At 39.4% G+C, this 23679-nt stretch carries 23 protein-coding genes and 1 tRNA gene; 3 read left to right on the top strand and 21 right to left on the bottom strand.

Translation table 11 applies throughout. The features are described 5' to 3' along the window. The 14 genes from IEU65_RS09235 to IEU65_RS09170 form a co-directional block, all read right to left on the bottom strand. Window positions 1-1721 (bottom strand): KxYKxGKxW signal peptide domain-containing protein (locus IEU65_RS09235; protein ID WP_188352246.1); only part of this gene is annotated, 1721 nt, incomplete at its 3' end. A 206-nt stretch (window positions 1722-1927) separates the two neighbouring features. Then, complete coding sequence (locus IEU65_RS09230) at window positions 1928-3280, bottom strand: glucose-6-phosphate isomerase (protein ID WP_010287377.1); 1353 nt, start codon at window positions 3278-3280, stop codon at window positions 1928-1930. Window positions 3281-3329: 49 nt separating this feature from the next. Beyond that, entirely contained in the window at window positions 3330-4031 is a 702-nt protein-coding gene (locus IEU65_RS09225) for a glucosamine-6-phosphate deaminase (protein ID WP_010287375.1), read from the bottom strand. A 138-nt stretch (window positions 4032-4169) separates the two neighbouring features. Continuing rightward, complete coding sequence (locus tag IEU65_RS09220; RefSeq protein WP_010287374.1) at window positions 4170-5474, bottom strand: D-alanyl-D-alanine carboxypeptidase family protein; 1305 nt, start codon at window positions 5472-5474, stop codon at window positions 4170-4172. Next, on the bottom strand, window positions 5455-6567 hold the full coding sequence (locus IEU65_RS09215) for a sensor histidine kinase (RefSeq protein WP_031941171.1): 1113 nt from the start codon (window positions 6565-6567) through the stop codon (window positions 5455-5457). The genes IEU65_RS09220 and IEU65_RS09215 overlap by 20 nt, the downstream gene beginning before the upstream one ends. Continuing rightward, window positions 6564-7256: a response regulator gene (locus IEU65_RS09210; RefSeq protein WP_010287370.1), complete on the bottom strand. Its 693-nt coding sequence runs from the start codon at window positions 7254-7256 to the stop codon at window positions 6564-6566. Before IEU65_RS09210 ends, IEU65_RS09215 begins: the two co-directional genes overlap by 4 nt. Before the next feature lie 18 nt (window positions 7257-7274). Continuing rightward, the gene (locus tag IEU65_RS09205; RefSeq protein WP_010287369.1) at window positions 7275-7970 is read right to left on the bottom strand and encodes a DUF1129 domain-containing protein; all 696 of its coding nucleotides are present in this window, start codon (window positions 7968-7970) and stop codon (window positions 7275-7277) included. 51 nt (window positions 7971-8021) lie between these two features. Further along, window positions 8022-9122, bottom strand: a complete 1101-nt coding sequence (gene ychF / locus IEU65_RS09200) for a redox-regulated ATPase YchF (protein ID WP_010287368.1) — start codon at window positions 9120-9122, stop codon at window positions 8022-8024. A 1-nt stretch (window position 9123) separates the two neighbouring features. Further along, complete coding sequence (locus IEU65_RS09195; protein ID WP_010287367.1) at window positions 9124-9333, bottom strand: DUF951 domain-containing protein; 210 nt, start codon at window positions 9331-9333, stop codon at window positions 9124-9126. Continuing rightward, window positions 9333-10241 carry a ParB/RepB/Spo0J family partition protein gene (locus IEU65_RS09190; RefSeq protein ID WP_010287365.1) on the bottom strand — a complete coding sequence of 303 codons (909 nt, stop codon included), beginning with the start codon at window positions 10239-10241 and terminating at the stop codon, window positions 9333-9335. The genes IEU65_RS09195 and IEU65_RS09190 overlap by 1 nt, the downstream gene beginning before the upstream one ends. Further along, window positions 10231-10992: a ParA family protein gene (locus IEU65_RS09185; RefSeq protein WP_010287362.1), complete on the bottom strand. Its 762-nt coding sequence runs from the start codon at window positions 10990-10992 to the stop codon at window positions 10231-10233. Before IEU65_RS09185 ends, IEU65_RS09190 begins: the two co-directional genes overlap by 11 nt. A 22-nt stretch (window positions 10993-11014) precedes the next feature. Beyond that, on the bottom strand, window positions 11015-11734 hold the full coding sequence (rsmG, locus tag IEU65_RS09180; protein WP_010287360.1) for a 16S rRNA (guanine(527)-N(7))-methyltransferase RsmG: 720 nt from the start codon (window positions 11732-11734) through the stop codon (window positions 11015-11017). Between the two features lie 77 nt (window positions 11735-11811). After that, window positions 11812-12756: a ribonucleoside hydrolase RihC gene (rihC, locus tag IEU65_RS09175; protein ID WP_010287358.1), complete on the bottom strand. Its 945-nt coding sequence runs from the start codon at window positions 12754-12756 to the stop codon at window positions 11812-11814. A gap of 289 nt (window positions 12757-13045) precedes the next feature. Next, window positions 13046-14680 carry a peptide ABC transporter substrate-binding protein gene (locus tag IEU65_RS09170; RefSeq protein WP_010287356.1) on the bottom strand — a complete coding sequence of 545 codons (1635 nt, stop codon included), beginning with the start codon at window positions 14678-14680 and terminating at the stop codon, window positions 13046-13048. A gap of 259 nt (window positions 14681-14939) precedes the next feature. Between IEU65_RS09170 and IEU65_RS09165 the strand changes: the two genes are divergently transcribed. The 3 genes from IEU65_RS09165 (at window position 14940) to IEU65_RS09155 (ending at window position 18274) form a co-directional block, all read left to right on the top strand. Then, a complete protein-coding gene (locus IEU65_RS09165; RefSeq protein WP_010287354.1) occupies window positions 14940-15146 on the top strand; it encodes a hypothetical protein in 207 nt (68 codons plus the stop codon). Between the two features lie 152 nt (window positions 15147-15298). Continuing rightward, complete coding sequence (locus IEU65_RS09160) at window positions 15299-15724, top strand: hypothetical protein (protein ID WP_010287352.1); 426 nt, start codon at window positions 15299-15301, stop codon at window positions 15722-15724. Window positions 15725-15811: 87 nt separating this feature from the next. Beyond that, window positions 15812-18274, top strand: coding sequence for a BspA family leucine-rich repeat surface protein (locus IEU65_RS09155; protein ID WP_050799375.1), 2463 nt, complete (start codon window positions 15812-15814; stop codon window positions 18272-18274). Window positions 18275-18462: 188 nt separating this feature from the next. Here IEU65_RS09155 and IEU65_RS09150 read toward each other — a convergent pair. The 7 genes from IEU65_RS09150 to IEU65_RS09120 form a co-directional block, all read right to left on the bottom strand. Continuing rightward, window positions 18463-18546 (bottom strand) — tRNA-Leu (locus tag IEU65_RS09150). Between the two features lie 63 nt (window positions 18547-18609). Further along, window positions 18610-18954 (bottom strand): ArsR/SmtB family transcription factor, encoded by a 345-nt coding sequence (locus IEU65_RS09145; RefSeq protein ID WP_139968369.1) that lies wholly within the window; start codon window positions 18952-18954, stop codon window positions 18610-18612. Between the two features lie 7 nt (window positions 18955-18961). Beyond that, window positions 18962-19573 (bottom strand): cadmium resistance transporter, encoded by a 612-nt coding sequence (locus IEU65_RS09140; protein WP_010287347.1) that lies wholly within the window; start codon window positions 19571-19573, stop codon window positions 18962-18964. Between the two features lie 159 nt (window positions 19574-19732). Further along, the gene (locus IEU65_RS09135; protein ID WP_010287346.1) at window positions 19733-20200 is read right to left on the bottom strand and encodes a universal stress protein; all 468 of its coding nucleotides are present in this window, start codon (window positions 20198-20200) and stop codon (window positions 19733-19735) included. A 13-nt stretch (window positions 20201-20213) separates the two neighbouring features. Next, window positions 20214-21617: an Nramp family divalent metal transporter gene (locus tag IEU65_RS09130; protein WP_010287344.1), complete on the bottom strand. Its 1404-nt coding sequence runs from the start codon at window positions 21615-21617 to the stop codon at window positions 20214-20216. A gap of 359 nt (window positions 21618-21976) precedes the next feature. Further along, window positions 21977-22894 carry a cation diffusion facilitator family transporter gene (locus IEU65_RS09125; RefSeq protein ID WP_010287342.1) on the bottom strand — a complete coding sequence of 306 codons (918 nt, stop codon included), beginning with the start codon at window positions 22892-22894 and terminating at the stop codon, window positions 21977-21979. Between the two features lie 80 nt (window positions 22895-22974). Continuing rightward, entirely contained in the window at window positions 22975-23676 is a 702-nt protein-coding gene (locus IEU65_RS09120; RefSeq protein ID WP_010287340.1) for an NAD-dependent protein deacylase, read from the bottom strand. Window positions 23677-23679 lie beyond the last annotated feature (3 nt).

Below are 23679 nucleotides of genomic sequence, written 5' to 3'. Positions count from 1 at the left end.
GATGTACTATCACTTAATGATGTTGATGTCGATGCACTGTCGCTTACTGATGTTGATGTGCTGTCACTTAATGACGTTGATGCCGATGTGCTGTCACTCACTGATGTTGAAGCTGATGTACTACCACTCAACGATGTTGACGTTGATGCGCTATCACTTAATGACGTTGACGTCGATGCACTATCGCTTACCGATGTTGACGTTGATGCACTATCACTTACTGACGTTGATATGCTGTCGCTTGCTGATGTTGACGTTGATGCACTATTACTTACTGATGTTGAAGCTGATGTACTACCACTCAACGATGTTGATGTTGATGTACTGTCACTTACTGATGTTGAAGCTGATGTGCTACCACTCAACGATGTTGATGTTGATGTACTGTCACTTACTGATGTTGACGTTGATGTGCTACCACTCAACGATGTTGATGTTGATGTACTGTCACTTACTGATGTTGAAGCTGATGTACTATCACTTGCTGACTCACTTGATGTCGATTCACTCAATGATGTTGAGTTGCTCAAACTTGCCGACTCGCTTGATGTCGATTCACTCAATGACGTTGAATTGCTCAAACTTGCTGACTCACTTGATGTCGATTCACTCGTACTTGCTGATTCAGATTCCATTGGAACAGTTGCATCAAAGACTGGCGCAACAACACTATAAGTTGGTATTACTTCTGAAGAACCAAAAGAAATATACAAGTCTGAATTTTTATAAATACTGTCGCCAGCAGCCAATGTTGTATAAAATGAAAGCGCATTGCCTTGTGCATCTTGAGCAATCACACCATTCTTATCTAAGACTGGAAAATAACCCGTGGCATATATGCTGTCCACTTTTTGTGTGCCATTGAATGATACAAAGTCACCCAACACGTAAGTATCACCAGTAGTGCTATTGGTTACTGTCAAGTTATTATGGACATAGTCCAAAAAGGATTGTACCTGCTCAGCTGTTAGAGTTGTACTGCCATCGATACTCTTAAACTGAGCATACGCTTCTGCCAAATTAATTGTTCCAGTAAAAAAACTACGATTACTAGAATTATTTGACTGCATTGAGCCTGTACTAATTTCTGTTGAATATAAATTCACACCCTGAACTGATAGATTCTGCCATTGATCAAAACTATAAAATTGATCGATATCGACACCAACGTGCGCGCCAACATATTCATCAGCGATTGCTTGTGCATCTGTTTTGTCAGCAATATTTGAAGCAATCGTCTCATTTGCACCCGTCGCAACATATCCAGCGGACAAAGCATCATCAACGCTTTGCAACGTGTCAGTTTTTTTAAGTGTACCTATTGTTGATGTCGCTGCTGCTTCACTTGAATTATCATTGCTACCTGTACTCAAACTACTTGCACTGGTTGAGTTAACAGCACTCAAACTATTTGCATCATTTCCATCAGATTCGCTAATCGAAGTCACATTATCTGTACTACTTGTTAAATTATTCACAAGATAGGTACTAAAATCCCCATTTGTGCCTTCTGTCACTAATGATATGCTGCTATCACCAGTATTCGTTTGAACAGTGCTAGATTGGGTCGCATTATCGTCCGCACTAACGGTTGTTAAATCCGTCATCATAGCTGCGCCTGCCATAAATGCTAACGCCGCCATCAGCCACTGTTTCTTAGCTTTATACATTTTAAACTTGATTGTTCGTACCGGTGTAAAATTATTTGCTGACTTACTCATATTATATCCCACCATTTATTTCACTTACATTTTGTAACATGAAATATTATAACTTTACTTCACAAAAAAGTCAACATTTCTTCACATTTAGATTTTTAATCACTATTTTTGGTGTTTTATCCATATTTTCAGGTTTTTTTGTGAACAAAAAAACTAAAGTAGCTAGCCGAAAGCTAACTACTTTAGTCTTAAATGAGAATCACTATTTATTTGTCTAAGCGGGCACGGAATGCTTTTGTCGCTTCCTCATAGCCAGGCTTACCTAATAGTGCAAACATAGCTGTCTTATAGGCTTCGACACCCGGTTGATTGAATGGGTTAATGCCAAAAGTATAACCAGACGCCCCAACAGCCATTTCAAAGAAGTAAATCATGTAACCGAGTGAATAAGCATCTTGTGCTGGCAAGTGGACAGCCAAGTTAGGCACACCACCATCAACGTGAGCTAAAGTAACCCCTTGAGATGCTTTGGTGTTCACTTCATCGATCGTGATACCTTCCAAATATTGCAAACCATCATTGTTGCCTTCTTCATGTGGTAGGTCCAAATTAGATACAGGATTGTCTAACTTAACCACTGTCTCAAACAAATCACGGCGTCCTTCTTGAATGTATTGTCCAAGTGAGTGCAAGTCAGTTGAGAAGTTAGCTGAAGATGGGTAGATACCCTTTTGATTTTTACCTTCAGACTCACCCATCAATTGCTTCCACCACTCTGACAAATATTGCATTGAAGGTTCCCAGTTAATCAACAATTCTGTTGTATAACCCTTATCATACAAAATACGACGAACGGCTGCATATTTATATGCCTCGTTCTTTTTTAAATCAGAATCAGTATATTCGTTTTGCGCATCACGAGCGCCGTCCATCAATTTTTGGATATCAGCGCCTGAAGCAGCAATTGGCAACAAGCCAACAGCTGTCAAAACAGAGAAGCGACCACCGACACCATCAGGAATTGTGAATGTTTCATAACCTGAAGCCGCTGCTTCATCGTGCAAAGCACCACGATTGGCATCTGTTGTGGCATAGATACGCTTCTTAGCAGCATCAGAACCATACTTTTTCTCTAACAATTGTTTAAACACACGGAAAGCGATTGATGGTTCCGTTGTTGTGCCAGACTTTGAGATAACGTTGACAGAAAAGTCTTGGTCACCAATGACACGAACTAAATCATTTAAGTAAGCTGCAGAAGTTGAGTTACCAGCAAAATAAATTTTAACACCTTGACGTTGGTCATCCGACAATTCATTATTAAACATTGGATTCAAGAAATCAACCGCCATCTTCGCGCCCAAATATGAACCACCAATACCAATGACAACCAAAATCTTTGAATCAGATTGAATTTGTTGCGCCGCCTTTTGAATACGTGCAAATTCTTCCTTGTCGTAATCAGTAGGTAGAGTCAACCAATCAGAATATTCTGCACCAGCGCCCGTACGATTGCGCAATTGTTGGTCAGCCATCGTAATTAATGGTTGCATTTCGTCCAATTCGTGTGGTGCAACAAAATTCTCAATGTTCTTTGTGTCAAATGTAATGTGTGCCATTTTTCGCTCCTATTATTAACATTATGAAATCGTTTTCACTATTATTTTATCACAACTTTGACGCTGCTGCCTCATCAACAATAATTGTAACATTTTCGTGATTTTGTAGAACAGAAGCAGGCACGGTTTCAGATACTGGGCCATTAACGGTCGCAGCAATTGCCTCTGCCTTACTGTCACCATAAGCTACTAACAGGATTTGTTTAGCTGACATAACTGACGCAATCCCCATTGAAATAGCTTGTGTTGGCACGTCAGATTCTTTTTCAAAGAAGCGTGCATTTGCATCGATTGTAGATTGCGTTAAATCAACAATATGCGTTGTTGAGTCAAAAGATGTTCCCGGCTCGTTAAAACCAATATGTCCATTGCGACCAATCCCTAGTAATTGTAAGTCGATAGGATTTTCCGCAATAATTTGATCGTATGCTTTAGCTGCTGCTTCATGATCGCCACTTTTGCCGTCAGGAACATAAGAATGTTTGAAAGGTTTTTGATTAAAGAGATGTTGATTCATAAAATAACGATAACTTTGGTCATTATCACCATCTAATCCCAAATATTCATCCAAGTTGACTGATGTCATATTTGAAAAATCTAAATCACTTGCTGTTAAACGATCATATAATGCAATTGGTGAAGAACCTGTTGCCAAGCCTAACACTTTTGCCCCGCCTTTAATCACATTCTGATAAATTTCAAATGCCTTTTGAGCACCTTCGTCAGCGTTTTTAACTTTGATAATATTCATGATGTGGTCTCCATTCTTAATTGGTCTATACCGCTTTGGTCTATACCAATATAATAGCATTATTTTAACGGAATAACAAGGTCACACTTTGAATAGTCACAAAAAAATCGATCTTTCGATCGATTGCTTTGTCTACCCCTAAAACAGATTGCGCCAAAGTCTCACAAACCAGTTGGCTTGCGTGCCTTTAACACCAGATTTTACAATTAATTGTTTGTCAGTTTTTGAAGTATAAGGTAAATATTGGGCGTCTAACGCAGGACTGATATACCCAATCGTTTGATTTTTATTTAGCTTGGCAAGCTTAGTATTCACACTCAAATTCGATAATTTAAGTTGCGTTTTTTTACTTGTCCAAAAAGTTTTGGTTTCCGCCAATTTAACTGGAACTTCAGTCTTCTTTAATGCTTTAAATTTTATATTTTGTATTGTTTGATTACTTGTAAATGTGTGCCCTTGCTTTTTGGCTAATACTTCATTGACCACATCCAAAGTAGCTTGATAACGCGTTTTTTCATCCATATAATCCCCGGCACCATTGACAACAGTGATAAACTCATGCCCATTCTGATCCTTAATAATACCTGTAAATGCTGCGCCAGATTCAGGTGTTGAGCCGGTTTTTAGCCCTTCAATTACCAGTTTGTTTGGATTAGACAGTTTTGGCATTGTTTGTGTCATCAATTGCCAATAGTCAGTTTTGTCTGTTACCACATAGGACGGCGTTAAATGATACGAAACAGTCAGTTTTTCAGATAATTTCCGCAATGTTGGGTCCAATGCCAAATCTGCTTTGGCAATCATTGCAAGTTGTTTCGCCGTCGCATGATTGGCAGCAGTCTTTGGAGCACTCTTAATTTGATTTTCAAAGGCATCACCGTTGACTTGACCAGCAGAATTGTACCACTGAGAACCGGTTAAATGTAGTGACTTTGCCCACATTTGTAAGGCTTGCTGAGTTGTTTTACCTTTAGGCGTCATAAACTCACCTAGTGCAAATGCAGCATCATTAGCAGAATTAGCAAACATAACGTCATATAATTCTTTGACAGATAATTTATCGCCAGCCTTCACGGCGATATGAGAAAACAGATGGCTGTCCTGATCAGATAAATCTGATTTACTTGTAATCGGTACTTTAGTTGTCCATTTAATTTTGCCAGACTTAATGCCTTGTAAGACACCATAAGCTGTCAACATTTTGGTCTGCGAAGCAATCGATACCTGTTTATCAGCATTTTTGACACCAAGTACTTGACCAGTTTTTGCGTCAATTACAACTGCTGAAGTGGCATTGACACTCAAATTGATTGGTTTATCAGTCACATGTTTGACATTCGTTGGCTTTGAAACATCTTTTTTAGTCGTTGATAGCCCAACAATTGCACCAATCAGTAAAATAACTACTCCGGCAATTATTAGCTTAGTTTGGTTTCTCTTCATAACTTACTCCCTTTTGTTTGAGCGGGAGACTAATGACAAAAGTTGTTAAATCATCATCTGATTCAGCAGACACAAGACCATGATGCTGTGTCACAATACCTTTAACAATCGCGAGGCCAAGCCCCGTTCCCCCTGTTTTACTATTACGAGAACTTTCTACGCGATAAAAGCGATCAAAAATATCATCTAGCGCATCCCCCGGAATTTTAGCGCCGTCGTTAATCACACGAATCTCAACATTCTCATCTCGTACTTGAGCTGTTAACTTAATAAACGTGGCGCCATCACCGTACTTAAAAGCATTCGTAATTAAATTCATCAACACACGCGCTAACTTATCAGAATCAGCTTCAATCACAATCATCTCTGGATTGGTTAATTGCGTCAACTTAATATTTTTTTCCTGTGCTTCAAGTTCGTAGCTCGCTAATAATTGACCAAACAAATCACTTAAACTTAATGATGTGAGATTCAAAGACGCATCTTGAGCCTGTGTCTTGGAAAATTCAAATAGATCCTCAACCAACACTTTCATTTGATTGGATTTATCATAAGCCGTATGAATATACTTTTTGCGGTTATCGTCGCTGAGATTTTCACCCATTTCTACCAATCCGAGGTAACCAATAATCGCTGTTAATGGCGTACGCAAATCATGTGAAATATTGGTAATCATTTCATCTTTAGAGCGTTCACTAGCGCGTTCTTCTTCTCGAATACGTCGCGTGTTAGTCGCAATCGTGTTAGAAACATCAATCAGCGCTTGCGTTTTGGGCGCATACGTAGCGTGCCAATCAATAGCCATATCCGCATTGTCGGCAGATATTTGTCGTAATTCCCTAATTAATCGCAACAAACTTTCATCTCGTCGCCACTTAACATACTGAACGATAATAATTGCAAAATTACCTAGTACAAATACAAAAAATTCCAGTACCTGCCAAGTATTACTGGAAAATCTATTAACTCGCTGCGCTAAAGCATCAAACCCTGTCATAGTTGTCCAACTATATAGGCAAAGCAACAGCAAAGTAACGATGATATAATAATTTTTTGTGCGATTATGTTTAAAAAATATCGCTATTTTTTTCATTGGTTCACTTCAATTTTATAACCAACACCCCAAACTGTTTGGATGACTTGGTCACCATTAGTTGCTTCTTCAATTTTGTCACGCAAATGAGAAACGTGCACCATAACTGTTTTTGCTGATACAACCGATTCTTGTTGCCAAACACGCTCAAAAATATCATCAGCTGAGAAAACACGATTAGGATGAGAAGCTAATAAGTACAAAATACCAAATTCTAATGCTGTTAAATTGACCAAATCACCGTCTGAAGTTTTGACTTCATGGCTATCTTTGTTGATAACAAGTGACCCAATGTCTAACACGTCGGGTGTTTGGTCTTGTACAGCATTTTCTGCACGACGCAAGAGTGACCTAACGCGCGCCATTACTTCCAGTGGATTGAATGGTTTAGTAACATAATCGTCAGCACCTGTGATCAATCCCTGAATTTTATCCATGTCACCTGACTTAGCTGACAACATCAAAATTGGAATACGACTATCCTTACGTACCGCTTTGACAACTTCTAGACCATTCATATTTGGCATCATCACGTCTAAAATCATCAAGGCGATGTCTGGGTTTGTGTTCAGCTTTGACATTGCTTCTTTGCCATCACCGGCCATAATTGGGTCATAGCCTTCATTTTTTAAATAAATTTCTAATAACTCTGCAATTTCGAGATCATCATCAACGACTAGAATTTTCATGGTTCAATTTCCTTTCAATTACTTTTGCGCAGCTTCTAAGCGCGCTTGTTGTGATAATTGACTAATGGCGAAGAAACCACCCTTTAAGCCAGCGCGTTGACGATTCCAACGGAAGGCAAGATAAGCAACGGCCGCCAAGACAATATAGACAATCGCAGGCAATGTTGGGTTAATAACAGCTGGCAACATACCCAAAACGACGAATCCTAAAATCCAAGCTACCATCGCAGCAATAAGGTAACCCCAGCGACGGCTACGAGAATTAGTTTGTTCAGGTGCTTTTGGGTTAGGTGTTAACTTCAAAACCACTGCTGTATAAATCGACCCACCCAGTCCGGCAATCAGCAACAAAGAAATAATTCCTGCGCCTTGATTACGATTGTTCTTTGAGAAAAACAGTGTCAAACCAAAGACTAAAGCAAATAACATAAATATGGCTAATGATGTATCAATCGCTAAGGTACTAAATTTGAAATCAAAAAGTTTTTTAGCTGTCTTTTTAGGATCAAGATACTGTTGAACAGCTTGTGTTGGTGTACCAAACAATTGCGTCGCAGTTTGTCCTTGCCCTTGTGTTGCCAAAAGTTTAGCTTCTACCTCTGATACAATGGCGTCTATTTTTTCACCATCTAATTTTGTATTTTGAGCCAATAGTTTTTTTAATTGGAACATAAAATCCTGATTTTTTTTCGTTAATTCACGATTTTCTGACATGCGTTGTTGCCTCCCTAGGTTATGTACGGTGCGAGTGCACCTTTATATTGATTAAACGTTAAATCGGAACTCGATAATATCGCCGTCTTGCACGACATATTCCTTACCTTCTGAGCGCAGTTTTCCGGCTTCTTTCACTGCTTTAACTGAGCCTAAAGCATCTAAGTCGTCAAAACTAATCGTTTCAGCGCGAATAAAGCCACGTTCAAAATCAGAATGAATGACACCAGCAGCTTGTGGCGCCTTGGCACCTGCTCTAAAAGTCCAAGCACGTGTTTCTTTACCACCAGCTGTGAAGAAAGTCCGCAAATCAAGCAAATGATAGGCTGCTCGAATCAACTTATTCAATCCAGGCTCATCAACCCCAGCCATCTCCAAAAATTCAGCACGTTCATCATCTGGTAGTTCGGCAATTTCTTCTTCTGCACTTGCTGACAAACCAATGACATCAGCACCTTCGCTATTAGCAAACGTTTTGATTTCATTAAAGTACTTTGAAGATTCAGGATCAGCCATATCCTCTTCAGCCAAATTAGCAACATACAAAACAGGTTTTGTAGTCAATAAGAACAAGCCTTTGACAATTTTTTGTTCATCATCGTTAAACGCAACTGTTCGAGCGGATTGTCCTGCTTCTAGTGCTGGCTTTAATTTTTCAAGGACTGCAAATTCAGCTTTAGCAGCCTTATCGCTGCCCTTAGCTGCGCGAGCTACCTTGGCATAACGCTTGTCAACCGTTTCAAGGTCGGCCAAAATCAGCTCAGTGTTAATTGTTTCAATGTCATCCAACGGATTAACAACACCATTAACATGAATAATTTCATCACCGTCAAAAGCGCGAACCACGTGCACAATGGCATTCACTTGACGAATGTTTTCTAGGAATTTATTCCCTAATCCCTCACCTTGTGAGGCGCCTTTAACAATACCAGCAATATCTGTGAATTCAAAAGTTGTTGGGATAACTTTATCAGCAGGTTCAATGGCTTGAATGCTTGCCAAACGCTCGTCTGGTACTTCTACCATACCAACGTTGGGCTCAATCGTCGCAAAAGGATAGTTGGCCATTTCTGCACCAGCTTTCGTAATTGCGTTAAATAATGTTGATTTGCCGACGTTTGGAAGGCCGACGATTCCAGCAGTAAGTGCCATGTTAATCTTCTTTCTGACTTGCTTCTTCAAGTATTTTTTTCAATCGTTTGTTAAAATCAAAACGTGACATCATAATCCCACGTCCACATTTTGTACAAGATAATTTAATATCTGCGCCAACACGCGTAATTTCCCAAGCATTGGCACCACAAGCATGTGGTTTTTTCATTTCAACAATGTCATGTAAATTGTATGTTAATGGTGTTGCCATTAATCTACCTCGATATTTAATAATGCTAAAATGCGACTCAAATCATCATTTGAAACATAGTTAATTTCAATTTTGCCATTCCCTTTGGTGGCTGTGTTGACTTTAACTTTTGTGCCAAATTTCTCTTCTAGTTGTGTGGCAACTGCCGCAATGAAGGGTGAAATTTGTGGCTTTTCAGAGGCAGCAGGCTCGTCACCAGCTTCATTGATTTGTTTAACTAATGCTTCGACTTGACGGACATTTAATCCACGCGCCATAATTGTGGCAACAACCTTGTCAATTTGTGATTTTTTCTTTAAACCCAACAAAGCTCTTGCCTGTCCCATTGATAATTCACCATCTTGTAACAATGTTTGGACATTTTCTGGTAACTTTAACAATCGCAATGCATTGGCCACAGTTGCTCTATCTTTACCAACTTTTTCAGCAAGTTGAGCTTGGCTAAGTGACAATCTTGTCATTAAAGCATCAAATGCTTGCGCTTCTTCAATGACATTCAAATCATCACGCTGTAAGTTTTCAATTAGTGCCACGGCTGCCATCGTGTCATCATCAACCTGACGCACAATAGCTGGTATAGTGGTTAATTTAGCTAATCGTGAAGCGCGTACACGTCGTTCACCAGCAATAATTTGATAGCTTTTACCGTCTTCACGAACGATAATCGGTGTTAAAACACCGCTATCTTGAACCGACGTTGCCAATTCCTGTAACTTCGTCTCGTCAAAATGACGGCGTGGTTGAAATGGATTAGGCTTTATAGCACTCAAGTTAAGCTGCACAACATTCTCGGTTGCAGTCGGCTCTTTTGTTGCAGATTTTGTATGTTCAACTGCTGATTTTGACACATTATTGGCGCCAAATAGTGAACTCATGCCTTTTCCAAGGCCACCTTTTTTATTTGCCATATTGCTTCAAGACCTCCTGTGCCAGATCATTGTAAACTTGAGCACCAACACTTCTTGGATCAAAATCAATGATTGCTTGTCCATAAGATGGCGCCTCGCTCAAACGAACTGTTCTTGGGATGATTGTCTCATAGACTTTGTCATCAAAGTAATTACGCACCTCTTGCGCAACCTGCTTAGCCAAATTCGTGCGTCCGTCATACATTGTCAATAAAATCCCGGCAACATCTAACTCTGGATTGAATTGCTGGCGAACCAGCTCAATTGTATTCAACAATTGGCCCAACCCTTCTAAGGCGTAAAATTCAGTTTGTACAGGAATGAGAATAGCATCTGCTGCCGTAAACGCATTGACAGTTAACAATCCTAAAGCTGGTGGATTATCAATCAAGATAAAGTCATAATCATCACGTACTTTTTCAAGTGCTGTTTTCAAGCGGTATTCACGTTTTTCTTGATTTGATAATTCGATTTCAGCGCCTGATAATTGAATGGTAGCGGGCACTAAATCATAATTATCCGTTGGAATAATAACATCATGCAACGGTGTTTGCTCAACGATAACGTCATAACTATCAACTGTTAAAGCTGATTTATCAACGCCAGATCCACTAGTCGCATTACCTTGCGCATCAATATCAACCAATAAGACACGCTGCCCAGCTTGTGCTAATGCTGCGCCTAAATTGATACTTGTAGTGGTCTTACCAACACCACCTTTTTGATTGGCTAATGCAATTATTTGTGCCATTTTAGGCGCCTCCTATTTTAGTTTAAGCAATTGGTTTTTTACTTGGCGTACCCGCTTGGCGCGGATACTTCTTAGGTGTTTTAGTCACTTTATCAACAATTTGTATAAATCGTGAATCACCATTAGGCAATTCAAACGCGTATTCATCACGTAATTTACCGCCTAGCGTTTGCAACGCCTTTTGCCCATCAGCCAACTCTTGTTGGGCTGCTGCACCTTTCATGACTAGAAATTCACCACCAATGTGGACAAATGGCAACGTATACTCGGCCAATACGCTTGTCCGTGCAACAGCACGCGCTGTTGCATAATCAAATTGCTCCCTGAACGTTGGGTTTTGTCCGATATCCTCAGCACGCCCATGAACAATAGTAACGTCGCTTAACTTAAGCTCGTCGACAACGGTTTGTAAAAACTTAACCCGTTTTTGCAAAGCGTCCACCAAGGTGATTTTAAGATTTGGAAAGGCAATTTTGAGTGGTATCGCTGGAAAGCCAGCGCCAGTACCAATATCAATTAAGCTATGCTCACCATCCTGCAAGTTTTTTTCATAAAATGCAACTGTCAGTGAATCATAAAAATGTTTGAGATAGACCTCTGATTTTTCAGTGATTGCCGTCAGATTAACACTGGCATTAGTTGTCACTAATAATTCATAATATTGTTCAAATTGCGCTAATTGCGCATCAGTTAATGTCATGCCGGCTTGTTTGAGTGCATTCATGAAGTCTTCGTTTGTCAATTGTGTTCTCCAATTTTAATTAGTTCAGCACACAAAAAGCGCCATTTTCAACTACTACTAGAATACCTAAAAATGGGCTATTTTTCAAGTTTTCCCGCGTTGATATTTGCATCATCGATTTGCGCAACCATCAACAAAAACCAAGCATTAAACGCTGGTCCATCAATATCAAGTGCCACATGAGTATTTGTCGTATCATGGGTACTTTGTAAAATGTCACCGACAGTCGCACCAATTGCCGGTCCGCTTGTCACCACGTCAATCCAAATGTCCCTCATTTGATATTTTTCGGGGTGCAATAAGTAATATAACGTATTAACGTCATGCATTGGCTTACCAGTTCCCGTGTGATCAGCGTAGTGGTCAAATAACGCTGACAGCATTCGTCCCGTTTCATTGATCTGTGCTAATGTTGCTAAAGAATCAGTTGTCAAAACGGCCTTTTCTGTTACATCAAGACCTAACATTGTAATAGACAAACCACTTTCAAACACAATTTTGGCAGCATCCGGATCAGTAAAAACATTAAATTCAGCAACTGATGTCAAATTACCGCCGGACAAACTGCCACCCATAATAACTAATCGTTCAATCTTCTGCAAGTCGTCTGGAAATCGCTGTATTAGCATCGCGATATTGGTAAATGCCCCAACCGCAACCAACGTAATCGGTTCATGTGATGCCTGTATGGTCTGATGCATGGCCACAACTGCTTCGTCGGCAATTGTTTGAGTGGATAATGCGCCAAAATCATAGCCAGGCATGCCGCTTTCACCATGAATTGCTGCTGCATCTTTAAATGGCTTGACGAGTGGCTTTTCTGCACCGCGAGCTACTTTAACATCTTGTCGATTGAAATAATGCGTTAATTTCAGCGCATTCAACGTTGTTTTATCGACGGAAACGTTCCCCGCAACCGTCGTCACCAATCGCACATCAAAAGCAGAATTTGTCAGTAATATACTGAGCGCCGCAGCATCGTCAATGCCCGGGTCAGTATCAAAAATAATCGGAATTGTCATGTTTTCCCCTTTAGTTATTATTGTTATTATTATACCAAAGCTTTCAACTTGACATTTTTGAAAGTCCGTTTTATTATGGTCTTAATCTAGGAAAGGGGGTCATAACTTTTGAGTAATTCTAATGGAAAACGCTCAATCGTTTTGGCCGCTTAATAGGAAAAGCGGTCGATTCGATTGCAGCAACCACGAAGCAAGTTTGATTTAGATTCTGCTTCGTGGTTTTTTATTGCCTTCGACGTGACATTCACCAAATAAAAAAGCACCCCGATTGAAGTGCTTTTACAGATAATTATTTACGTGCTGCGAGTTTGAAATCCAAAGGAACGCCGACAGCATGGTGATAGAATCCCGTAACATCAGGATTAACCAATTCTGGTTGTGCTTGATAATATAGCGGATTCAAAATGGCTTGCTGATTGATAATCTTTTCCAATCCCTTTTCGTCAGCCGCGCGTTTAGTATCATTTGTGGCATCAACACCCTTTGCTTTGTTCCATAATGCATCGTAATCAGCGTTTGAGTTGTGGTTGTAGTTATTAGCATTGCCAGTCGAAGCCAAATCTAAGAATGTCGTTGGTTCGGCATAATCAGCACCCCACTGTGTCAACATGATTTGGAAATTAGCATTCGAGCCATCTTGCAAACGTTGCTTGAATGGCACAAACTTTTCGGTCACTTTTAAGCCGGGCAAATTCTTACTCCATTGACCTTGCAAATAATTGACCACATCTTTCGCGTTGGCAACACGATCTGTATCGGCTTCAATTTCGAGGGTAATTGATTTTTCACCCAACTCTTTTAGTCCTTCTTGGAATAGTTGTTGCGCTTTTTCTTTATTGTACTTGTAGTCTTGTTTAGCATAAGTCGCAAAATCAGTCCCATTTACCGAGCTCAATCCTTTAGGTGTAAATGATGTGGCTGGTGTTGACGTACCTGACAATACTTGTGAATTTAACTCTGAACGGTTCGTCACTAAATTCAATGCTTGACGAATCTTCGTATTATTCAACGCCTTGACATTTCCGGACTGGTTATAAGCCAAAAATACAGTCGTTGCTTGCGGCGTGATGCGATATCCCTTATTATTCTTATTTGCCTCTGATAATTGTGGCGTATTAACCAATGCAGAGTCCAGCTTACCTGTCTTATACATTTGCACAGCGACTTCAGCTTTTTGAATCACTTGCAAATCAATTTCAGGTGTCTTAACAGCTTTTGCATCCCAGTAATACTTATTCTTAACTAACTTAAACTTATTGTTTGTTCCGTTCCAACCCTTAAATACGTAAGGTCCATTGTAAAGCGTCTTGCTAGCGGTTGTCCCGTACTTTTTACCATATTTTTCAACAAAGCTTTGCTTTTGTGGGAAGAAAGTTGGGAACGTCAACAAACTTTTAAATTGCGGCATCGGCTTTTCCAGTGACACCGTTAAGGTATTACCATTGGCTTTAATACCCAAAGTACTTTTATCAGCCTTACCCGCTTGGATCGCGTCAGCATTTTTAATTCCGCTATACAAATAAGCGTATTCTGATGCCGTTTTTTGGTCATTGGCACGTTGCCAAGCATAAACGACGTCTTTTGCCGTTAACTTACTGCCATCAGACCATTTGAGCCCATTGCGCAAGGTAATCGTCCAAGTTTTGCCATCAGTCGACGATTTAATTGATTTGGCAAGAGCCAACTGCGGCTTCCCATTCTTGTCAGCGCGAAGTAAACCTTCACCAGCATTACCAACGACATCCATTGAATATTCATCAGTAATTGTTGCCGAATCCAACCCATTCAAAGGTGTCGGCAACGAAAAGTGTAGTGTTTTATCACTGCTAGTGCCAGAACCCCCCCACAAGCCAGCTGCACGAGTGCCACCGGCAACAGCCACAACGACTACACCACCAATTGTTAGTTTTTGCCACGTTTTCATTAAAATATCCTCACTATATTCTACCGTATTTACTCATTTTACCACATCAAAGACTAATCGGCTGTATAAATGCAATAATTAGGCACTTTTTTTCACGGTTAGTCTAATGAATAAACATTGATGAAAGATATGTACCAATTTTCAGGAATATTATATATATTTTATGTAATAACATAGACAGAATGAAAATATTGTCTTATACTAAGGGCTAATAAGATAAACAAATCAATATATATAGCTATTTTAGCGAGGAAAAATTATGATTGGTATAGAATATATTTTAGAAACAGATTGGAAGCAATCCGCATATATTATTGCGACTGGCGATACGCAATTGGTCAATGTATCAGATCGTGTCCACCATTTATGGCGTGATTCATCTCATGCACGTGCACTACCACGTGACAATCGGATTAAAGAACAAGCACGTATTTTGTCTGATTTTCAAGAAAACGGTTGGGCATAATCTTAAGTCAAATCAATTAAAGGATTATTACTGTGTCAACAAGTAACAGTAATAATCCTTTTTTGAATGTTCACAATTTGTTCACTAAAAATTCGTCTGGTCTTCCACCCCCCTAGTAGAATGAGGGTCTAGGCTACTAATGGAGAAAAATCATGCGTTTGAACAAACAATTCTACTTACCAATATTAATTGCATTGCTAACCGTTACAGGTCCAATACAGGCCGTGACAGCTGCCGAAGTGATGACAGCTGATGACGTCAAAACGGATAAAAAGCTACGTCTACCAAATGACGGTCGCTCTGACTTGCAAGAATTGATTCAGCGCGTCGCTACTGGTGATACGGGTGACGATCAGCCAGCAGAGACTGAACCTGATGAAACGGAGACGCCTGAAGTAGCTGAAGTGGAACCTGAACAGCCAGCAGAAGCAGACCCACAAGTCGAACAGCCAGCGGTGGCGAAAGCGGATAGCAAACCAGCTTCGTCTGGCAAGGCACCACGAGCAATAACGACAAACACGAACGGCACTAGTACTTGGACATTTGATTCGGATACTGGTTTGTTGGTTTTTGGGTAGGGTACCTTAAGTCAGAGAATTAACACTAATTTAGCAAATGCCAATATTGCCTCGACCGCGGTTAAAAGCATTCAATTTGAAGGCAACGTGATAGCACCAGTATCAATGACTAATTTATTCGCTAATCTAGTGCAACTCAGTGAGTTGATTGATTTGCAAAATTTTGATACGAGCAACGTCACTTCAATGGCATATTGGTTTTACAATACTAAAGCGCTTACCAATCCTGATTTAAGTTCGTTGAATACTAGTAATGTGACGGATATGTCTAATATGTTTTATGAGAGTGGTGTCACTAATTTGGACTTGAGTAGTTGGAATGTTGATAAAGTTACTACGTTTGGGTATATGTTTGCTCAAGCTGTTGAATTAGCGAGTTTGAATGTATCTAATTGGGGTAGCAACCGTACGGCAGACTCAGCTAATATGGCGTACATGTTTTACGGTACGAGTGCCTTAACCAATTTAGATTTAACTAACTTTAAGACGACCAATGTCACATCTATGAGTTTTATGTTCTACAACACACCTTTAGCCAGCCTTGATCTCAGTGACTGGGACGTCACAAAAGTGGCAGGTTTCGATAGCATGTTTTATCAAGCAACAAAGCTAGCAAGTTTGAATCTTACCAATTGGGGCGTTGGGCGCACAGTACCCTCAGTTAGTATGATGTCCATGTTTAGAGGTACTTCTGCCTTAACCAATTTAAATTTAACGAACTTTAAGACGACTAATGTCACGGGTATGAGTTATATGTTTTGTCAAGCGAGTGCCTTGACCAGTCTTGATCTCAGTGACTGGGACGTCACAAAGGTAACAAATTTCAGTTATATGTTTTATAATGATACAGCGTTAACCACTTTGAATTTGTCGAATTGGGGTAACAATCGTACAGCAACAACTGTTAGCATGTCTTATATGTTTGCTGTATCAATTGGTGCGATAAGTGAGCTAGCTACTTTAAATTTGACAAATTTTAAGACTAATAATGTTACGAATATGTCTTACATGTTTCAATGTACTAGATTAAATAAATTAGATTTACACACTTGGGATGTCGCAAAAGTTAGTACTTTTGCTAATATGTTTTACCAGGCAAAGTTAACGGCTTTGAACTTTTCAAACTGGCGGAACAATGATTCATCAACCTCTACCAGCATGGCCAGCATGTTTTCTCAAACGCTTGCATTGACTGAGTTAAACCTTTCAGATTTTTCAACAGCAAATGTTACTGATATGTCGTCAATGTTTAGTGCAACTCAGCTAGAATTTTTAGATCTTCACATGTGGAACGTTACCAAAGTGACATCATTTTCTTTTATGTTTAATAACGCTAAAAATTTAAAGGAATTAAACTTAACAGATTGGGGAAGTAGTCGTACGGCAACCACTGTCAACATGAGGTATATGTTTTATGGCACGGAAACATTAACTACTTTAAACCTGACTAATTTTAAAACAACAAATGCTAGCAATATGGAGTATATGTTTTATGGTACGGGTCTCGAAAGTTTGAACTTAAGTAGTTGGGATGTAACTAAAGTCACAAATTTTATTTACATGTTTTGTGTAACTTCGAGCTTAAAGACCTTGGATTTATCTAATTGGGGCGTTGATCGCACAGCGTCGGCTGTTACCATGCGTTGTATGTTTTCAAATTCTACTGCTCTAACTACTTTAATTCTGACTAATTTTAAGACTACCAATGTCACGGATTTATCTGATATGTTTCGACTTACTGCATTAACTGACTTAGATCTTAGTAACTGGGATGTAACTAAAGTTACAGATTTTAGTAGCATGTTTAATAACTCAAAAATAAGAACCTTGAACCTTTCGGGTTGGAATACGCTTAGTGATGTTCGCAATTTCGACGTCACGTTTACTGGGACTGCTGATCTCTGGAAAATCACGTTGAGTGAGAATATTAAGTTTACCAAGATTTCTACTTTTGTGACAGCACCATCTATTGGTACAACGATTACAGATAACGGACAAAACTACAAAACCACAAGCGCGTCTTGGCAAATTGTTGGTACCGGAACGGACCATCACCCAACCGGAGACATGGTTACCACAACGGAAATGTACGCTGATCGATTAGAACCCGTTACCTATGTTTGGGCGCAAGCGCCCACTTTTGATGGCGTTGCTAACCTTACTTTTGGTCCACTTGGGGCTGGGAATTTCCGTAATGGCAACAAACCGTTGGCAACTAATATGGCAACCGGCACAGTTAATCTCATCAACTTGGAAAGCGGGATACCGTACAAAGTGTCTGTGGTACAAACAAGTGATTGGACTACATCTGGTCAATCAGCAACGATTTCAAAGAATGATTTGAGTATTCAATATGGTGACAATAGTTTAACCGATAGCGTTGACTTCTGGTCGGGTAATTCGACAACCAGTCAAAAGAGTATTTTGTTTAATCACAATACCACTAACGCATTTAGCATTTGGCTAAATCCTAACGCGGTGATTGACACTATATTATTAGGCAAACAGTTACAATCAGAATTAACTTGGACATTGAGCGAGACGCCGTAATCAAAAAAAGACATCGAATCAATTAATTCGATGTCTTTTTTTGTTAGGTTTTAATTTTAGAAACTTGTAAAAGTCGATAAGCAGACTGAACAAAATGTTTTTAAATTCAGCAAACATTGCTGGTGTAGCCAATAAAAAAGAGTGATACCAAGCGTTTCACTTAATTTCACTCATTATTACCTTAATTATGCCGCCGGTGGGAGTCGAACCCACACGGTGTTGCCACCACTGGATTTTGAGTCCAGCGCGTCTGCCAATTCCGCCACAGCGGCATATGCTGCGTGGTTGTCTGATTTCAAACAACTACACTAGAATACCAAGATATCGCTACCCTGTCAACCCTTTTTATTTTTTTCTCTTTCTTCAGCCAAAAATTCTTCGTGTGTTTCTTTTTTCAGAACGTGCGAAACGTGATTCAAGGCATTGTCTAAAAGCGTCAAAACATGAGAATCGCTCAAGCAATATAGAATTTCACGCCCTTGACGTTTGGTTTGCACTAATTGTGCTTCACGCAAGAGTTTCAACTGATGAGAAACAGCCGATTGTTCCATATCCAAAATCGCGATAATTTCCGAAACACTGTAAGCGCGTTCACGCAAAAGCTCCAAAATTGTTAATCGCTGACGATTGCCCAATAATTTAAAAATGGTTTCTAGTTCAATAATGACATCTTTTTTCATACCCCTATTATAACAGGGTAAATAAATGTTGTAATGTACCAGCTGCAAACATGACATAAATACCGAGTGCAACATAGATAATCAGCTGTACTTTATCACCAAAGCGTTCTAATAGTCGGTAAATAATCGGCATTTGTGTCACTCTATAAGCAAGCAATAAAGCCAACGATAAAATCACAATAAAGATTACAAAAATTATTGGTAACAACGTTAAATTAATCATTGTAAAATATGGCACATACAGCACAATGTTATCAGCACCACATGTTGCTATCGTAATTCCCACCATTTTGAGAATTAGTTGTTTTTTACCGGATTGGCGTAAATTATCCGCAACTTCAGCCACCTCATCTGAGTCGGAATAATAATTTTTGATACCAATAATAATTGGCAAAATACCCAACAAGCCTAATAGCCATTCTTCAGGCACTTGTTTGAGTCCTAGAGCAATAACTACCGAAATCATCACTAACACTGCGTTACCAAGGTAAGCGCCGAAAACGACTGATCGTACTTGTGCTGGTTGACGATATTGTCCAAAAATAAATAGCAAAATAATAAAATAATCAGTTGTCGTCCCAATATATGATAGTGCCGCCGTCATCAATGTTTGTAACATGCCTTCAATTTCCTTTATATGAATTTATATTCATATAAATTATAACATGAAATATTTTTCATGTATAGACCAAAAAATAACTGCCGCTTGATATCAACCATTTTCAACAGCGTTTACACTGTTTGAAATAATCGTTTTAATCAATTAGCAGTTATGTGTTTAACTATCGTGACGTGCGACCATTGATGAAATCTTTGCATGGCGAGCAACGTAAGCGGCTTGTGAACCTAGCGATCCCCAGAAACCTTCACGCGAATGTGCACCAACAATAATCAAGTCAGCGCCAACACGTGGTGCAATATCCTGCACAAGTACCTCGCCTGCCTTAGCGCCATCCGCAAAAATCGTTTCAACGTTAACGGCCCCTTTTGAGACAGCATACGCACGATATTTTTCCAAATTAGCTTCAAACTCGGCACGTTTTTCTTTAATAAAATCAAGGTGTAGTGCGTCGATTGTTGACAAATCACCCATTTCTAAAACTGTGGCAATTGTCAACTTTGATCCGTCTTCACTAGCCTGATGAATCGCATTAGCTAAAGCAAAGTAGCCTTGCTGTGATTCATCAACACCAACTAAGATGTTTTTAAATTGCATTGGTTCGATGTTTAAGTTTAATTCACTCATGATATCTCTCCTCTTAGGCACCAAATAGTTGACCAATAATTTGAACAACCAATTGAATATTCAAAACTGTTAAGACAGCGAATGTAATCCATCCCAAAACTGTCATCCACATTGGGTTAGCAAATTCTTTACCCATAATCTTTTTCGATGATGTGAATAAAATTAATGGTGCCATAGCAAATGGCAAAGCAACTGACAAGAAGACCTGTGAATAAACTAGCAATTGATCCAGTTTATCTTCAGCACCACCGTAAATCAATGTGAAAGCAACAACTGGAATCAAAGCTAATCCACGTGTTACGACACGACGCAACCACATTGGGATACGCATGTGTAAGAAGCCTTCCATAATGATTTCACCGGTTAATGTACCAGTAATCGTTGAGTTTTGACCTGATGCTAGCAAAGCAACCGCAAATAGTGTTGATAGTATTGGTGAAGCAACTGCACCAGCAATTGTCTTATCACCCAAAGCACTATACATTGAACCAAAAGTACCAACTTTATCAGCGTGACCAAAGAACAAAGCCGCTCCCAAAATCAAAAGTAATGAATTGATAACAAAAGCCAAAGACAATTGGATATTTGAATCCCATGTCATAAAGCGAACCGCTTCTTTAATTGCAGATTTGTCATTACGATCAACCTTACGTGTTTGTGAAATTGATGAGTGCAAGTAAAGGTTGTGTGGCATAACTGTAGCACCAATAATACCCAAAGTCAGTGTCAACTTAGAGTCGCCACCACCAATAGGTGAAGCACTACTTAAATCTTGTAGTTGTGGCAAATAACCACCAAACAAAGCTGTCAATTCAGGCTTTGATAGCACAACGAGATAAGCAAAGATAACCAAGATTGTGATGATAAGCGTCATCACAATCGCTTCAATCTTTCGGAAACCAAATTTCATTAGTAACAGCAGCAAAACAACATCAAAGGCTGTCGTCAGAACAGAGGCAATCATTGACCAACCAAACAACAAGTGTAAGGCAATCGCGCCACCAATAACTTCAGCGATATCTGTGGCCATTAATGCCAACTCTGTCATAATCCAAAGTGCAATACCACCTGGTTTGTTAGTGCGATCACGCGTTGCTTGTGCCAAATCTTCTTGTTTGACAATACCTAATTTACCGGCCATATATTGTAACATCATGGCAATCAATGATGAAATCAATACGACTGATAACAAAACATAACGGTACTGTGCACCACCACCAACAGAAGTTACCCAGTTACCCGGATCCATATAACCAACGGCAACAAGAGCACCAGGGCCTGAAAAGGCTAATAATTTTCGCCAGAATGAACCATCTTTCGGTGCTTCAATCGAGCTGTTAACATCACTCAAACTCAAAGTGTCATCAGCATTTTCAACTAGATGATGCTTTGGGTTAACGCTTGTAGAATCTTGCATTCTATCTCTCCTTTAGATTTCTCCTCAGAACAAAATAAACGAATTTCGACTTGACATATCGTGAATATTCACTTGTCGGCAAACTTACTGCGTGCCAAACAGATACAACAAGTGCTAAATAAATTTCATAAAGGGTTTCATTCAACACCGCAGTTGAAAGCTTATGAAAATTACCTAACTCGACTATTGTCGCTCCAGTACATATTACATATTACACGCTATTCACAAAACGTCAACAACAAAAAAAAGCGCATTTTAAAAATTCGCCTTTTTGGTGATTAAAATGAAAGAAAATTCTCTCTAAATCAACTTTTGTAATCCCTTTCATTAAATTATTACATTTTCGTAACATCACAATTTTAAATTTGGTTGCACGTTTGGTCAAAGCTAGATGTTTCAATTTGAATGGTGACATGACTAATATGAAAGGTTGTTCGCAGGGCACTGGTGATATCTTCTAAAATAACTTGCCCCTCAGTGGCAGTGCCATTTAACGAGAGATGAACCGTTAAGGCAGTTTCGGTAGTTGACAATGGCCATATATGCAAATCGTGAAACTGCGCCACACCGTTATGGTTAGCAATATACTGGGCAATAGCTACCTCATCAATGCCATCGGGTACACCATTTAGAGCCAAGTTAAATGTTGATTTAATCATTGGCCATGATGTGATTGCAATCACCACACCAATAATCATCGAAACAATGGCATCTATTGCAACCCAACCGGTCCATTGAATGAGCAAGCCAGCCACAACAACACCCAAAGACACACCTGCATCAGCTAACAAATGAACGTACGCTGTTTTTTCATTGAGGTCATGTGACTGATGTCCGTGCTCATCAGGTACACCAGAAACTCTAAACAAGAATGCGGTCGAAAAATTAATCACAATACCAACAGCTGCCACAATCATAATTGTAGCCCCACTAGCATGACTGACATTCGAAGTAATCAAATCCCTAATACCTTCATAAAATATAGTTACGACGGCAAATATTAAAAGTAAAGAATTAAAAATACTGGCTAGTATTGACATATTATGCCATCCGTAAGTATGTTGTTTAGTAGCTTTCAAACCAAAAACAACCACCGCTAACCAAGCAATTATGAGTGCTAAAACATCGCTCAAATTGTGAAAAGCATCAGCAAAAAGTGCCGTCGAATGGGCAATTTTTGCAAAAATTAATTCTGCCAAAACAAAAACAATATTTAAGGTAATCCCAATCACATAAGGTCTTTGTTTCATTTTTAAAGTTTGATTTGTACGTGCCATCTCGTCTCCCCTGAAATATACTAACCTCATTCTACCACTTAATATGAAAAAATGTTCATATATTTCAAGTTTGTTGAAGATTAAGATAACGCCGCGAAAAAGTCACCCGCGTCACCCACAATTTGATCAATAGGATATGGCGTTGCAATATATTCTAAATTGACAGACATAACCGTTGCTTGCGGACTAGCATATTGAAGCAGTCCGGCAAATGGATAGACCTGAAAACTCGTCCCCACAATCACAATCAAATCAGCTTCCCGAACCCAAAGTGCTGAACGTTCCACCTCAAACGGCATTTCCTCATAAAAAGTAATTCTTGGTCGTAAAATGGCGTCATCAGCTCTTTTCATGCTCTGCAAATAGTCATGATAATCGGCTTTTTTGCCGTCACGTGGTGCATAAATATCATAGAGAGAACCATGAAAACGAATCAAATTTTCTGGCTTTGAACCTGCTTTAACATGTAAGTCATCAACATTTTGCGTGATAATTTTGGCTCGATTAGCTTGTGTCAAGGCAGCCATTTTGTCATGAATAACATTCGGTTTAGCTTCAGGAAAATACATATTATCAATCATAAATTGATATTGTTTTTCTGGTTCATTTTGAAAAGCCGTGGCACTCAACAAGTACTCTGGTCGTAAGGCAACACCATCATATATTCCGCCTTTAGAACGGTAATCAGGAATGCCCGAGAGCGTTGACACACCCGCTCCCGTCATAAACACAATATGATTAGCGTCGTCAAAGCGCTTTTGAATTTCTGGTGTGACTAACATAAT

This window comes from Leuconostoc pseudomesenteroides KCTC 3652 (assembly GCF_014634745.1).
Classification (GTDB): Bacteria; Bacillota; Bacilli; order Lactobacillales; family Lactobacillaceae; genus Leuconostoc; species Leuconostoc pseudomesenteroides.
The sequence above is the reverse complement of the archived record's forward strand: the minus strand, read 5'-3'. Positions and strand labels throughout refer to the sequence as shown.